General features: G+C 60.0%; 9 protein-coding genes. 1 reads left to right on the top strand and 8 read right to left on the bottom strand.

What is annotated here, in order from left to right:
• Positions 1-108 precede the first annotated feature (108 nt).
• The 8 genes from AEAC466_RS33000 to AEAC466_RS32965 form a co-directional block, all read right to left on the bottom strand.
• The gene (locus AEAC466_RS33000) at positions 109-3,063 is read right to left on the bottom strand and encodes a TonB-dependent receptor (RefSeq protein ID WP_023458105.1); all 2,955 of its coding nucleotides are present in this window, start codon (positions 3,061-3,063) and stop codon (positions 109-111) included.
• Positions 3,064-3,155: 92 nt separating this feature from the next.
• Positions 3,156-4,181: a LacI family DNA-binding transcriptional regulator gene (locus AEAC466_RS32995; RefSeq protein WP_023458104.1), complete on the bottom strand. Its 1,026-nt coding sequence runs from the start codon at positions 4,179-4,181 to the stop codon at positions 3,156-3,158.
• 315 nt (positions 4,182-4,496) lie between these two features.
• Positions 4,497-6,026: a tryptophan halogenase family protein gene (locus tag AEAC466_RS32990; RefSeq protein WP_023458103.1), complete on the bottom strand. Its 1,530-nt coding sequence runs from the start codon at positions 6,024-6,026 to the stop codon at positions 4,497-4,499.
• Between the two features lie 17 nt (positions 6,027-6,043).
• Positions 6,044-8,314 carry a glycoside hydrolase family 3 N-terminal domain-containing protein gene (locus AEAC466_RS32985; protein WP_023458102.1) on the bottom strand — a complete coding sequence of 757 codons (2,271 nt, stop codon included), beginning with the start codon at positions 8,312-8,314 and terminating at the stop codon, positions 6,044-6,046.
• Positions 8,315-8,338: 24 nt separating this feature from the next.
• Positions 8,339-9,169: a carbohydrate ABC transporter permease gene (locus tag AEAC466_RS32980; RefSeq protein WP_023458101.1), complete on the bottom strand. Its 831-nt coding sequence runs from the start codon at positions 9,167-9,169 to the stop codon at positions 8,339-8,341.
• Positions 9,166-10,059, bottom strand: coding sequence for a carbohydrate ABC transporter permease (locus AEAC466_RS32975; protein WP_023458100.1), 894 nt, complete (start codon positions 10,057-10,059; stop codon positions 9,166-9,168). Before AEAC466_RS32975 ends, AEAC466_RS32980 begins: the two co-directional genes overlap by 4 nt.
• A complete protein-coding gene (locus tag AEAC466_RS32970; protein ID WP_023458099.1) occupies positions 10,056-11,327 on the bottom strand; it encodes a sugar ABC transporter substrate-binding protein in 1,272 nt (423 codons plus the stop codon). Before AEAC466_RS32970 ends, AEAC466_RS32975 begins: the two co-directional genes overlap by 4 nt.
• A complete protein-coding gene (locus tag AEAC466_RS32965) occupies positions 11,328-12,791 on the bottom strand; it encodes a glucoamylase family protein (protein WP_023458098.1) in 1,464 nt (487 codons plus the stop codon).
• A 194-nt stretch (positions 12,792-12,985) separates the two neighbouring features.
• On the opposite strand from AEAC466_RS32965, the gene AEAC466_RS32960 reads away from it, so the two are divergent.
• Complete coding sequence (locus AEAC466_RS32960; RefSeq protein ID WP_023458097.1) at positions 12,986-14,335, top strand: GH1 family beta-glucosidase; 1,350 nt, start codon at positions 12,986-12,988, stop codon at positions 14,333-14,335.
• Positions 14,336-14,337: the final 2 nt, after the last annotated feature.

The following is a 14,337-nucleotide window of genomic DNA, read 5'->3' as shown; positions in this document are numbered from 1 at the left end:
AAAAACGCCCGGAAATTTGGGATAAAAAGGAAATTCGGAATAAAAAAGGGGGGAAAACAAACCGCTCTCCCCCCAGCAGAGTTACTCAGTCACCAGGATACTAAAGACTTACCACTTGTACTTCAGGCCAACCTGGAAGGTACGGGCCGGACCTTGAGTGGAATTTTCCTTGAGTGCCGGACCACCGCCCCAGTTCGCGCCTGCACCCCACGCCGAGTAGGCGCGGTTGACGTGGTCGAATAGGTTGTAGACCTGACCATCAAGTGTAATGATGTTGCCGTTCGGCAGTTCGAAGTCCTTGGCGATACGCATGTCCAGCTGTTGATAGGACAGCTTATCCTTCGGGAAATAGACACCGCCCAGATTGACGATACAGCAGGCGTTTTCAGGCGCAGCCTGTGTGCCATCGACTGAACCGAACGGCTGGCCGGAGGCCAGGGTCAGAGTCGCCGAAATGGTTGTATCCCAAGGCCCAAGCACGATGCCGGTACCAACAAATCGCATCTTATCGACGCCGAGCGAGCTATTGTAACCGAAGGTGCTCTGGCTCGGACCACCGAAGAACTCATCCGATCCCAGTTCAGAACCGTTGGACTTCGAGTCCGCCAGCGTCAGGGCAGCGGTGTAACCGTACTTTGAGGCGCGGGTGAAGGGCTTATCTACGGTAACAAACAAGGCATTGTAACGCGACTTACCATCAGATGCGCCGATGTTTAGCTTCCCGCTGTAGCCCGGCAGGATGCCGGAAGCCGGGAAGGTGTCTTCTGTCCAGCCATCGCCTTTCGACGTATATGTGCCGTCCGGCAGACGGTTTCCACGCACATATTGGAAGACGTTGTACGACATGTTGTGTTGTGCTGAAACCGATAGGGTGGCTGCGCCGAGACGCTTACGGAAGCCAATAGTCAGGTTGTCTGAATAGGGCGTCTTTGTCTTGTTGTTTAGCGCCCACACAGAACCGCCGACGCCCGTTGCTGCCACGGCGGCACGCAATTTTGCCGGGTCGCTGTACGCCGCTTGCCATTGAATATAGCCGCGGTCGTCCTTGCCGTCATTGTTTGCATCAACAAGCGTGTTACCCGTTCCCGCCCCATAGAAGCCTTGCGTAATGACCTTCTGGTTAGTTTGGGTAACCGACTCGATTTGGCCGGATAGATAGGTATCGCGGTCGTAATATCGGCCCCACCCACCGAAGAATATGAGACTGCGGTCACCGTAAACATCGTAAGACACACCCAGCCTTGGCGCAAACGCACCGGTGTACGCATCGCGATTATGACCGTTGGAAATATAGTCTTCGGCGTTGATCCCAGCGGCCTTCCAGTTGGCGTAATTACGCAGTGCGGTTGCCACTTCCGTCGGTGTCACGAACTTGTTGTTCATGGCATTGGTTTCGTAATCCCAACGGACACCCAGGTTGTAGGTCCAATGGTCGCCCACTTGCCACGTATCCTGGATGAACAGGCCGACCTGAGTATTGCTGCTGGTAAAGGTCGTGGGCGGAGACAAGTTGATATCCGCCTTGAACGGGACGCTGCTGCCGGGGTCGGCGGCCGTTCCGGTGTAGGTGGACGCAACGTAGTAATAGGTGCCGTAAACGTTGCTGCTTTCATTGCGGCTAAGATCGCCCGTGGTGATCTTAGCGCCCGCCTTGATCACATGCGAGCCATGCCAGTCAAAACTGTTAAAGGTGATATTATTCTTGATCGTCCATAATTTCTGCCCGCTTTGCTGGCTGAAGTTATTGCCGCCCAATATGGCCTGATCGCCACCGGCGGAGGAGGTTTGCAGCGTGTATTGCGGTCCCGGATTTTTTACCGGCGTCTGCGTTGACGCATCCTGATAAGCGACACTGAACTCGTTTAAGTACGTATCGGCGCGGTGCGTCCATTCCGCCTGGATATTCTTCGTTGTTCCGGTCACGTTACGAGCCCCGGTTACAGCGCGATTACCGCCGAAATCGATTAAATTGTCTTCGTCACGGTTGAAGATGCTGAAATCGACCTTGTCCGCGTCCGTAGCAAACCAAGTTAGCTTACCGAACAAAAGCGTTTGCTTGAAGGTGGTGGGGAAGCTGCCGTTAACCGCCGTAGCCACGCTCGACGGCGTAGCTGATCCGACGTTAACCGAGATGGAAGGACTGGTTTGATCAAGAACTTCCGCCGCAGCGTAGAAATGCAGAACGTTTTTGATGATCGGGCCGCCGATATCGGCGCCATATTGGTAACGCTTGTAATCAGGCTTCGGGTTTGTACCATTCGGGTTGTTGGCGTTACCCGGACGGTCGAAATACGGCCGGCCTGTCATGTCCTTGTTTTGATACTGCGTAAAGAATGTGCCGTGGAAATCCGTACCGCCTGTCTTGGTGACAGCTGTGATAATGGCTGAACCAGACTGATCAAACTCCGCCGGGAAGTTCTGGGAAGACACCTTAAATTCCTGAACCGCCAATTGCGGGAAGGGGTTGCCCGGTGAGAAGGCTTGACCGGCAACGCCGCCGTGGCTCGATTGGTTTTTGAAGCTCTGGCCGTCGATGAAGACATTGACCTGATCCGGTCCAACGCCACCGGCCTGGAAGGTCTTATTGCCATTAGAGACCGAAACACCCGGCGCCAAGGCCGCGAAATTAAGGAAGTTACGATCGTTCTGTGGCAAGTTCTCGATTTGCGTCGTCGAAAGCGAAGTGCCGATTTCAGATGTGCGCACTTCCTTGCTGCGGCGGCCGACGACGGTCACCGTGGTGGTGCCTTGCCCTGCGTCGAGGTCCAGAAGCGAGGTTTCGCCAACGGCTAGCGTAATGTCTTCCGCAATCGAGCCAGAGGTCACATGATAGGCCGAGGGGCGAAGGCCGACGATGATGTAGGTGCCGTTGGCACCCGCCGTAACGGTGACCTTTTGGCCGGTATTTGTATCGGTTGCGGTCACCTTGCTTCCAGGCGCCGCACGCCCTTGAAGGGTTGCCGTGTCACCGGCCGCGAACGACGGTGAAGCCACGACCAGAGCCGTCGACAGGACGACTATGGAAGCGCTTACAGCCAAACGCGATTTTGAAAACTTAATCATTATTCTTTTTCCTCCACACTATTGTGTAAGCTTGTTTTAGATGCCGCAGCCCCGCCTTTAGCTTAGGGCCAACTCTACTCATGTTTCGCCGGTCAGACTTTCTTACTGCTTTCCCGAATGACCAATTCTGGGGAAATTATTATGCGTTGCGCCGCCGACGGCGCACCGTTCGGTTGGGCAAGCGCCTTGGCCAGCAGGTCCAGGCCCTGCCGGCCCAGTTCGTAGACACCGACCTTGAGCGTGCTCAGGGCCGGCTGGACGAAGCGTGCGATCGGCACGTCGTCAAAGCCCAAAACGGCAACGTCGTCGGGCGCCTTGAGCCCCGCCTCTTTCAGGGCGAAGAGCGCACCGACCGCCATCATGTCGTTGCCCGTAAAGACAGCGTCAGGCCGGACATCGGCGGCCAACAGACGGCGCATGGCCTCAAACCCCGAATCCTCGCCGAAGTCGCCGGTTTCGACCGCGCTCCACGCAAGTTTCGCGCCCGCCTCGGCAACCGCCGTTTCGAATCCGCGCTGGCGCTCGCGCGCTTCGTGATTGGTGGCCGGTCCGCTGATATGCGCCAGCCGCGTACAGCCCTGGCTGATCAAGTGGTCAACCGCCATCCGGCCACCGGCGAAATTATCGACCGTGATCGAGCCCGAAGCGCCGTCTCCGATACGGCTGGCAATGGTGACGAGCGGCAGGCTGACCGGCAGAACGGCGCCCATATCCTGCGAATCTACGAAAGGCGACATGACCAGGAGCCCATCGACACGACCGGACATGGCCATGACCGCCACACCCGCTTCCCGGATATCGCCATGAGAGCCCGACACCAGCAGGTGCAGGCCGTGCGCCCGCGCCGCGACATCGACGCCACGAATGATTTCGGAAAAGAACTCGCCGTGAATATCGGGCAGCAGAAGGCCAATGGTGTTGGTGCGATTCATGGCCAGCGCCCGCGCGCCGCCATGCGGAATATAGTGCAAACGGGCGGCAGCTTCGAGCACACGCGTGCGCACACCTTCGGCGACATTGTCGAGGCCATTTATGGCGCGCGAAGCCGACGCGATGGAGACATCCGCCTCCTTGGCAACATCTTTTAATGTGGCGCCACGCATATTGACCGAAATCACTCCCGTTACATTATGCCATTTTCATGCCGCAATTCGCGCCGTTCATGAAAATTCTGTCATATTTGGGCCACCCGTAACCGCTTACAATTTGATTGTCAACGCGTTTGTAAGCGCTTACACAGGTTTAGGCAGATGTCCGACAAATCAAAAAAACAATAAAAACAATTAAATATAAAAATTTGCGGTAAGCGGAGACATGCTTATGACCGCCCTTGGATGCTATAATCCGCCGATACAGTGGCCAGCGGGTTACACCTCATGAGGCGTTGCAAAAAATGAGAGCCATGAGGCGGCTCAACTGAGCCGAGGAAGGCTCTAAAGCGGCGGGGCCTTGCAATATCGGGCGATGAAGTCTGCATGGATCGGCATACCGTCGGCATATTCGCTTATGACCTCTTCGATATCGCGCAGATAGGCGGTAATCTGGTCTTCCGGTATCATATCCACCATCGGGTCGTAACGCATGTCGAGCCCCTGCCCCAGCAGCACCTGGACCCAGCTTTCCTCATGGAATAACTCGGCGGCCGAATGCTTGAAGAAGCGGGCCGAGGACCGGAAGAGTTCGATACGCTGAGCCAGGGAGTCGGGTATATCCATGTGCTTGAGATAGGCCCAATATGGCGTATCCTCGCGATCCGTGACCTTATAGTGGGCGATGATAAAATCGCGGACATCGCGATATTCGAAATCGGTCTGGGCGTTATATTCGGCGATGTCGCGCGCGTCGAAGGATTGACCGGGGAACAGGGCCAGCAAACGCAGTATGCCGGTCTGGATCAGGTGGATGCTCGTCGATTCCAGTGGCTCCAGAAACCCGCCGGACAAGCCGATGGCGACGCAGTTCTTTTCAAACGCCCGCTGGCGCTTGCCGGGACGGAACCTGACCTGACGCGGATCGGCCAAGGCCTGGCCGTCCAGGTTCTTTAGCAAGGTCGTGGCGGCTTCGTCATCGCTGAGATAGGCGCTCGAATAGACGTGGCCGTTGCCGATACGATGTTGCAGCGGAATGCGCCATTGCCAGCCCGACGCATGGGCGATGGAGCGGGTATAGGGGGTTAGACTTTCCGAAACACCCGCCCCGGTCCCTCTGTGTGCGCACGGCACGGCATAGGCGCGATCGTTGAGCAGCCAGTGATTCCAGTCTTCGTACCCGACACCCAGCGCCTCCCCGATCAAAAGCCCGCGCATTCCCGAACAGTCGATGAACAGGTCTCCGCCCACTGCCTGGCCGTTTTCCAGCACCACTGAGTCGATATAGCCATTGTCCGGCCGCAGCACGACCTGAGTAATCCGGCCTTCGATGCGCCGCACCTCGCGCCGCTCCGACAGGCCCCGCAAATGGCGGGCATACAGCGAGGCGTCGAAATGATAGGCGTAGTCCATATCCGACATCGGCGGGGAATCGTCGGGGCGGCGCATCTTGAACCGGTTGCGCCGCGCCGCCAGCGTGTTGAGGCCGTAGTGGTCGAAATCCTTCACGCCCCCCTTCGGGAACATCTTCAGCCAGAACTGATGGGTATGCAGCCACATGAGATCGACGCCGATCTTGCCGAAGCCGTGGATGTAGCTGTGCCCCTTGTCGCGCCAGTTGACGAATTCGATGCCGAGCTTGAACGTACCCTGGGTCGCCTTCAGGAACTCGACCTCGTCGAGGTCGAGCAACTGATTGAAGACCTTGATCGCCGGGATGGTCGCCTCCCCCACCCCGATCGTGCCGATGTCCTCGGATTCGATCAGGGTAATCTGGAAGCGCCCGAGCAGCAGCTTGGACAGGAGGGCCGCGGTCATCCATCCCGCCGTGCCGCCGCCGACAATCGTGATGGTCTTGATCAAGGAAGTCTGCACGACCGCGTCCCTATCTATCAGGCCTTAAGTTCAAAAGTCGCCGGCGTCCCGCCCGTAGCCGACGGCGCGACCCAGACGTCGAACCGTCCGGGCTCCGCCGTCGTTTTCAGGTTCGGATGCACAAAGGCCAGGTCGGCGGCCGTCAGCTCAAACGTCACCGTAGCGCTCTGACCGGGCTCGAGGTCAAGGTGCTTGATGCCTTTCAGCGCCCGGATCGGCTGGGTCATTGAGGCCACCTTGTCGTGGATATAAAGCTGGGCCACTTCGTGCGCCCGGCGCGCGCCGGTATTGGTCACGGTGGCCGTCACCTGGATCGACCCGGTCAGGGTCAGGGTGGCCGCCGACACCGCCGTCGCCCCATAGGACAGGGTGGAATAGGTCAGGCCGTGCCCGAACGGGTACAGCGCTTCGTTGGTCACTTCGCGATAGCGCGCCTTGAAATTCTTGTCGTCGCTGATCTGCGGGCGGCCGGTGATGCGGTGATTGTAATAGTAAGGCTCCTGACCGGAGGCCTGCGGGAAGGACACCGGCAGGCGACCCTGCGGCGCAAAATCGCCGAAGACCAGATCGGCGACGGAATGGCCTTCTTCCGAGCCGAGGAACCAGGTGCACAGGATGGCCTGGGCGTTCCGGACCGCGCCGGTCAGCGCGATGGCGCGGCCATGCTTGAGCAGGACAACGACCGGCTTGCCCGTGGCAGCGACCGCCTCGGCCAGGGCCAGTTGCGGCACAGGCACGGAAATATCGACGCGCGACTGCGCCTCACCCGACATGTTGCCGGCCTCGCCTATGGCCAGAACTACGATGTCAGCCGCCTGAGCCGCCTTGACCGCCAAGGCGAGGCCGCCATCGATCGGCGCTTCGACGTCCGATCCCTTGACCACCGTCAGGCGGTCGCCCAGCACGGCGCGGAAGGCGGGCTCCAGCGGTACGCATGAGGCAATGTCGGGGAATACCGCCCACGGCCCGGGGCAATTTTCCTTGTCGTTGCCGAACGGCCCGATAAGGGCGACCGTCTTGCCGGTCTTGGGCAGGGGCAACAGATTGCCTTCGTTCTTGAGCAGCACGCACGACTTGCGGCCGGCCTCGCGCGCCAGGGCAATGGTGTCGGCGTGACGCACGTCGGTCTGCTCCCGGCCCAGATCGAGCGAACGATACGGGTTGTCGAACAGGCCCAGCGCCTTCTTGACGTAGAGCACGCGGCGCACGGCCTCATCCAACGTGGCCATCTTGACCTTGCCCGACTTCACCAGCTCGGGCAGGTATTTGATGTACAGGCCCGACTGCATCGACATGTCGCAACCGGCATTGAGCGACTTGGCCGTGGCGTCGGCGCCATCGGCGGCATAGCCATGCAGAATCAGTTCTTCTTCGGAGGTGTAGTCCGATACGACCAGTCCCTTGAAGCCCCATTCCCCGCGCAGGATATCGGTCAGCAGGTAGTGGTTGCCGGTCGATGGCACGCCCGCAATATCGTTGAACGACGACATGGTGGTGATGGCGCCGGCGTCGAAGGCGGCCTTGAACGGCGGCAGGTGCACTTCGCGCAAGGTGGTTTCGGGAATATCGACAGTATTATATTCCATCCCGCCCTGCACCGCGCCATAGGCCGCGAAATGCTTGGGACAGGCCAGCATGGTCCGGTCGTCCTTCAGGCTGTTGCCCTGGAAGCCCTTGACGCGCGCCACGGCCAGTTGGATGCCGAGCCAGGTGTCCTCACCCGCCCCTTCGGCGACCCGGCCCCAGCGCTGGTCGCGCGCCACATCGACCATGGGCGCGAAGGTCCAGTGAATGCCCTTGGCGGTGGCTTCGAGCGCCGAGGCACGCGCTGTACGCATGGCCAGGTCGGTATCGAACGAAGCGGATTCGCCGAGCGGAATCGGGAAGGTCGTCTTCAGGCCGTGAATGATATCCCCGCCGAAAATCAGCGGAATCTTACTGCGCGACTGCTCGACCGCTACCTGCTGCAATTCGCGGCCACCGGCGACGCCGATGCCGTTGAACAGGCCGGTGATCTTGCCCGCGGCGATGTCGGCCTTGACCTTGTCCTTGGTCTGGGCCTGTTCGGAGGTCGGGTTGATCGGTGGGCCGTCAAAGCGGGTGGAATCGCCGTACAGACTAAGCTGGCCGGCCTTTTCCTCAACCGTCAGGCTCTTGATCAGCTTTTCGATGAAAGGATCGGGCGCCGGCGTCACCTTGGCAAAACCGGGGGCGGCGACCGGCACCAGGGCGGCCGTGGCGACGGCGCCTTTCAGGAAAAATCGGCGGGAGGGGTTAAAGGCGTTCATTGAGCGTTACTCCTGTGAATATAGTTAGCCCTTCACGCTGCCCGCGAGCAGACCGCGGACATAGTGGCGTTGCAGGGCGAGAAAAAGCAGGATGACCGGCGCGATGGTGACCGTGGCGCAGGCCATCACCATACCGGAATCCTGAATATGTTCCTGCGACAGCGAGGCGATCGCCAGCGGCAGGGTGTAGTTATGGTCGTCCGACAGGACGATGAGCGGCCAGAGAAAGTCGTTCCAGGCCATGAGGAAGGTAAAGACGCCGAGGGTCACGATGATCGGCGACAGGTTGGGCAGGACGATACGGCGGAAAATCTGCCATTCCGATGCGCCATCGACGCGGGCCGCCTGAAGCATTTCATCGGGCAGGCTGAGCGCGTACTGCCGCACCAGGAAAATACCGAACAGCGACGCCATGAAGGGCACAACAACCCCGCCATAGGAATTGAGCAGGCCCAGCATCTTCAACTGGAAAAACAGCGGCAGCATAATCAGTTGTCCGGGAATGACGACAAGGGCCAGCAGGAACTGGAACAGCTTTTGCCGCCCGCGGAACGCCAGCTTGGCGAAGGCGTAACCGGCGGTGACGTTGAAGATCAGCGACAGACACGTGGCCAGGGACGATACCAGCAGCGAATTGATCAGGAAACGGCCCATGCGCTGATGGGCGAACAGCTCCGCGTAATTGGCCAGAGTCGGCTCATGCGGGAACAGACGCGCCGGAAAGGCATTGGCTTCGGCTTCCGGCATGAAGGACATGGAGACCATCCATAAAAGCGGGAAGCTCGCGGCCAGCGACGCAATGACCAGAAGCGTGGTCACAAGGACTTTTTCCACGGTCAGGCGGGGCATGGTCATGCGAACACCTCCTCGCCCTTCGGCCGCAGGAAGCTAAGCCCCATCAACACCGCGAACAGGATGAAGGCCGTGGCCGAAGCGTGCCCCAGGTTCCACCACTTGAACCCGTCCTGATACATGAAATACAGCAGCGAAACGGTCGATTGCGCCGGGCCGCCCTGGGTCATGACATAGGGCTCGGCGAACAGCTGAAAATAACCGGCGACGGTCAGCAAGGCCACCATCCACAGGCTGGGGGCGACGCCCGGCAAGGTGACGTGGATGAAGCGCTCCCACGGCCCGGCGCCATCGACGCGGGCGGCTTCGTACAGGTCGTCGGGAATGCGTTGCAACGCGGCCAGAAGGATCAGCATGTTGTAGCCGAAATTCTTCCACACCGAAAACAGGATGATCGCCGGCATGGAGAAATGCGGGTTGCCCAGCCAGTCGATGGGGCGAATGCCGATAACGATGAGGAACTGGTTGAGCCAGCCATATTGCGAATCCAGCATGTAGCGCCAAATGACGGCCGCGGCGACCAGCGTGGCGACATAGGGCGCGAACAGGGCCGTGCGGAACAGCGGCTTGAGCCCGATGCCCGGCACATTGAGCGCCATGGCCATGCCGAGCGAGACCATGATCGACAGGGGCGCGCCGACCAGGGCGAAATAGCAGGTATTGCCGAACGCCTTCCAGAACAGGGGCGTGTGCAGCAGGTTGATATAGTTGTCCAGTCCGATAAAGCGCAGATTTTTCAGGTCGGCCATGGCATAGATGTCGAAATCGGTGAACGACATGGCCAGGGCGCCGAAAACCGGCACCAGGAAAAAGACCGCCAGGACCAGCATGGCCGGCAATACAAAGACGTGACCGGGCGCCAGATCACGCAGGACAGAACGGATCGCGGTCATGCTACCCCCCGCGCTTCGAGAAGCGACCGACGCTTGGCCAGAGCACGCCAGGCGAATTCATCGAGCGATTTAAGGGCCGCGTCCAGAGTGGTAAGCCCGCGCACGACGCGTTCCAGCGCCGCCCCCATCTCATTAGCAATCCGCTCCCATTCTGGCACCTGGGGCGGCGGACGCGTCCGGTTCAACTGATCGAAGAAGGTCAGCGATCGCGCATCGTGCATCAGGTTGGTCAGTTGCCACGCCCCGCGATCAGCGGGCAGATCGCCTGTCTGTTCGTAAAAGGCCGCTGCCTGCTCCGGTGCGCACATGTACTGAATGAAGGCGAAGGCCTGATCCGGCTTGCGCGACAACTTCGGAATACACATCGACACGCCGCCGGCGGAAGACACGCCTGGCCCATTGGGTCCCGGCAGGGGCGCGGTTGCCCATTTTCCTTGCATGTCAGCCGGCAGGCGGCGGGCGAATTCCGCCAGATTCCACGGACCGGTGATGATGAAAGCAAAGTCGCCGCGAGCAAAAGACGAATAGACGTCGGTGACTTCCGAATGGGTCAGCCGGTTGGCGAAGCCGCGCGTATAGAGGGACACAGCATAGGCGAAGCTGTCGCGAATACTTTTCTGGCGGAAACCGCCCCGCGTCGCACTGTCCATCAGGATCGGTTCATCGGCCTGAAGGCAAAAGGCGACCAGGGGCTCGTATTCGGCAAACGGCATAAGCAGGCCATATTTGCCACCGCGCCGCGCCCCCGACAGCGCCGCCAGTTGTTGATCCCAGCCGTCCCAGGTCTTGGCCACGCTGCTAAACCCAGCCTTCGCCAGCAGGTCCTTGCGGTAAAACAGCAGACGCGTATCGACGTACCACGGAATGCCCAATATGTCGTCGCCGACCGTCACCGCCTTACGCGGGCCATCGAAATAGCGGTCGAGGGTGATGGTGCTCTGCGCCAGCCGCGCGTTAAGCGGTTGCAGCGCCCCCAGGGCGGCAAACTCGGCGATCCAGGTGTTCCCCAGCGCCACCACATCAGGCAGATTGTCGGCGGCGAATGCGGTCAGCAACTTTTCGTGCCCCGCCCCCCACGGCAAGGCCTGGATGCGCACGGGCATGTCAGGATGCAAGGCTTCGAAATCCCGGCCGAAACGATCGAGCGCCTCACCTTCCAGGCCCATCGCCCAGATACGCAAAGGGCGCTCCGGCCGCGCACAGGCCACCGGCATGGCGGCCGCAAGCGACGCCAGAGCCAGTCCAAACCTGCGCCGGTCGGTATGCATCTAGGTCTTCAACCAATGGCCGGAAGCGGCGACCGGCTCGAACCCCGCCGCCAGGAACGCCTTACGGACCAATGGACCGGTCGTGGCGCTACGGTTGAATATATCCCAAACGAAGCCCGAGCGGTAGTTTTCCAGACCAATCAGGATTGCGCCCTGATCGATGCCAAGATAATCGTTCGACACCCAGCCCGCCTTGGCCGTATGGATCCCCGTCTTCGACGGCAGATCCGCCGGGAAGCTGGGGTTGAAGGCGTCCAAGAAGCCGTACTTGCCATACAGGTCGCTGCCGTACCGGTCGATCATCGCCTTGATGGCCGGCACGCAGATGTCGGGCGCGAACATGACCGAACCCGCCGCGGCCGTAGGCGCGATCGTGCCGTCGTCCAGCCCCTCCTTGTCGCCCGTCTGCGGTCCGCGCGCGCTATATTCCTGGAACTGGACCTCACGGCCATTGACCATGCCCTTGACATAGGCCGGCCCCCGGCAGGCGGTCAGACCCCAGATATCGGCGCCGTAATCCTTGAACCCGCCCGGATTCTTGATGGCGTAATTGCGCTGCGCCTCGGTGGCGCGCTTCGAATTGATGAAATAGTCGATGCCCTTGTCACGCATATAGGCGTCGGCAATGCCGCGATAGTCATACCAGCCTTGCGAATACTGATGCCCGAACATAGGCGCAAAACCCAGATGCGGTTCGCCATAATTGTCGCCCCACGTATTGAGCGACGCCATCCAGGATTGCCAGGCCTTGGCGGGCAAGGGATGGGTCGGCGAGGCCATGCCGAGATGATAGACGATCATGCCTTCGTTGTAGCGATCCCAGTTCCGGTTGATCAGGCCCTGCGCATCGTGGTCGCGCATGCCGCTTTCCGGATGCCAGCCCATGCTGACCAGACCCGACTCGCGTGCCATGAAGGTCCAGTCGACCCGCTCATAAATCTTGCGCGCCAGGTCGCGGATTTCGCTTTCGATGGCATTGCCACCATCGAAAAACCCTGCTGCCGTCAGCACCCCACCCAGCAAAAGCGCCGTATCGATACTGGATAGTTCGACATTGCGATAGCGCAGGCCGCTGTCCATATGCAGGAAGTGGTAGAAGAAGCCCTTATGGCCCATGGTGCCGCTGGTGTCCGGCCCCTGCGGCCCGTTCCAAAAGGTGCGCAAGGTGATGCGCGTGCGTTCGGCGGCATCGAAGCGACTGACGTAGCCGTTCTTCGTGCCGATGCAATAGGCGGTAAGCGCAAAGCCGGTTGCGGCAATCGAGCAGAAATCCGGATTGGGCCAGTTGTCAGGTGCCAACCCCGTGCGGGCGTCTGTCGTTTCCCAGAAATAATCGAATGTGCGCCGATGCAGATCGGCCAGTTGCGGATCGAAGTCCGTCGTCTGCGCCTCCGGCTTTTTGGCACAGGCCGCCAAAACAACGACAGCCCCCGTGGCAAACAACAGATTGCGACGACTAATCATACCTTTTCCCTGTACTGCAAACGGTGCCCAATGGACCTGAAAGCGGCCCTTACTCGGCCTTATATGCGAACTTGGGTCAAGGCTGTAAACGCTTACAATTTTCTTGTCAACGCCGATATATGTCGGTACACACGGACAAAAGTGCCCGAATTAGAGCCGGTTAGAGGCCTGCTAAAAAAAGGAAACAGGGGGTTATGTCGCTGCGTTTTCCAGACGGATTCCTGTGGGGATGCGCCACCGCCGCCTATCAGATCGAAGGCGCGCCCGATGCCGATGGCAAGGGCCCCAGCATCTGGGACCGCTATGCCCATACCCCCGGCATGATGGTCAATAACGACACCGGCGACATGGCCTGCGACCACTATCATCGCTTCCGCGACGACATCGCCCTCATGAAGCAGCTCGGCATACAGGCCTATCGCTTCAGCCTGTCCTGGGCGCGCATCCTGCCCCATGGCACGGGCGAGGTGAACCCGGCCGGCCTTGCCTTCTATTCGGACCTGATCGATGAATTGCTGGCCAACGACATAGAGCCGATCGCCACCCTGTTCCACTGGGACCTGCCGGCGGCCTTGGACGATCGCGGTGGCTGGCTCAATCGCGATAGCGCCGACTGGTTCGCCGACTATGCCCGCGTCGTGTTCCAGGCCTTCGACGACCGGGTAAAAAAATGGGCCACGATCAACGAGCCATGGGTGGTGAGCGATGGCGGCTATCTCAACGGGACGATCGCACCCGGCCACCGCAACCGCTACGAAGCCCCCCTTGCCTCTCACAACCTCATGCGCGCCCATGGCGCCGCGGTGAAGGCCTATCGCGAAGTGGGCCGTCACGAGATCGGCCTGGTCGTCAATATAGAACCGAAATATCCAGCCAGTGCCTCCAATGCCGATGTCGCCGCCGCCCGCCGCGCCGCCGCCTATATGAACGAACAATATCTCGACCCCGCCTTGCTGGGCAGCTATCCGATCGAATTGCGCGAGGTGTTCAACGGCGCCTGGCCAGCCCACGATCCGGCCGATTTCGACCTGATCCGCCAGCCCGTCGATTTCATCGGCATCAACTATTACACGCGCGCCGTCGTCCGCCATGCCGACGACACCTTCCTTCAAGCCGCCGTCGTGCGTCAGTCCCAATCGACCTACACCGAGATGAACTGGGAAGTGTTTGCGCAAGGCTTGACCGACACGCTGTTGTGGGTGCGCCAACGCTATGGCGATACCCCGATTTATATCACTGAAAACGGTGCCGCCTTTTACGATCCGCCCGCCGCCCGCGATGGCCGCGTCCGTGACCCGTTGCGCACCGACTACCTGCAAAAGCATTTGACGGCCGTGCACGACGCCATCCGGCAGGGCGTAAACATCAAGGGCTATATGGTCTGGTCCTTCATGGATAATCTCGAATGGTCGCTGGGCTACGGCAAGCGGTTCGGCATTGTGCATGTCAATTTCGACACGCTGGAACGCACGCCCAAGGACAGCGCCCTATATTATGCGCACGTCATCGCCAGCCATGGCGAAATCCTGTCCGAGCCGATTTAGGC

The organism is Asticcacaulis sp. AC466, from assembly GCF_000495815.1.
Taxonomy (GTDB): Bacteria; Pseudomonadota; Alphaproteobacteria; order Caulobacterales; family Caulobacteraceae; genus Asticcacaulis.
This window is presented reverse-complemented; position numbering and strand designations above follow the sequence as displayed.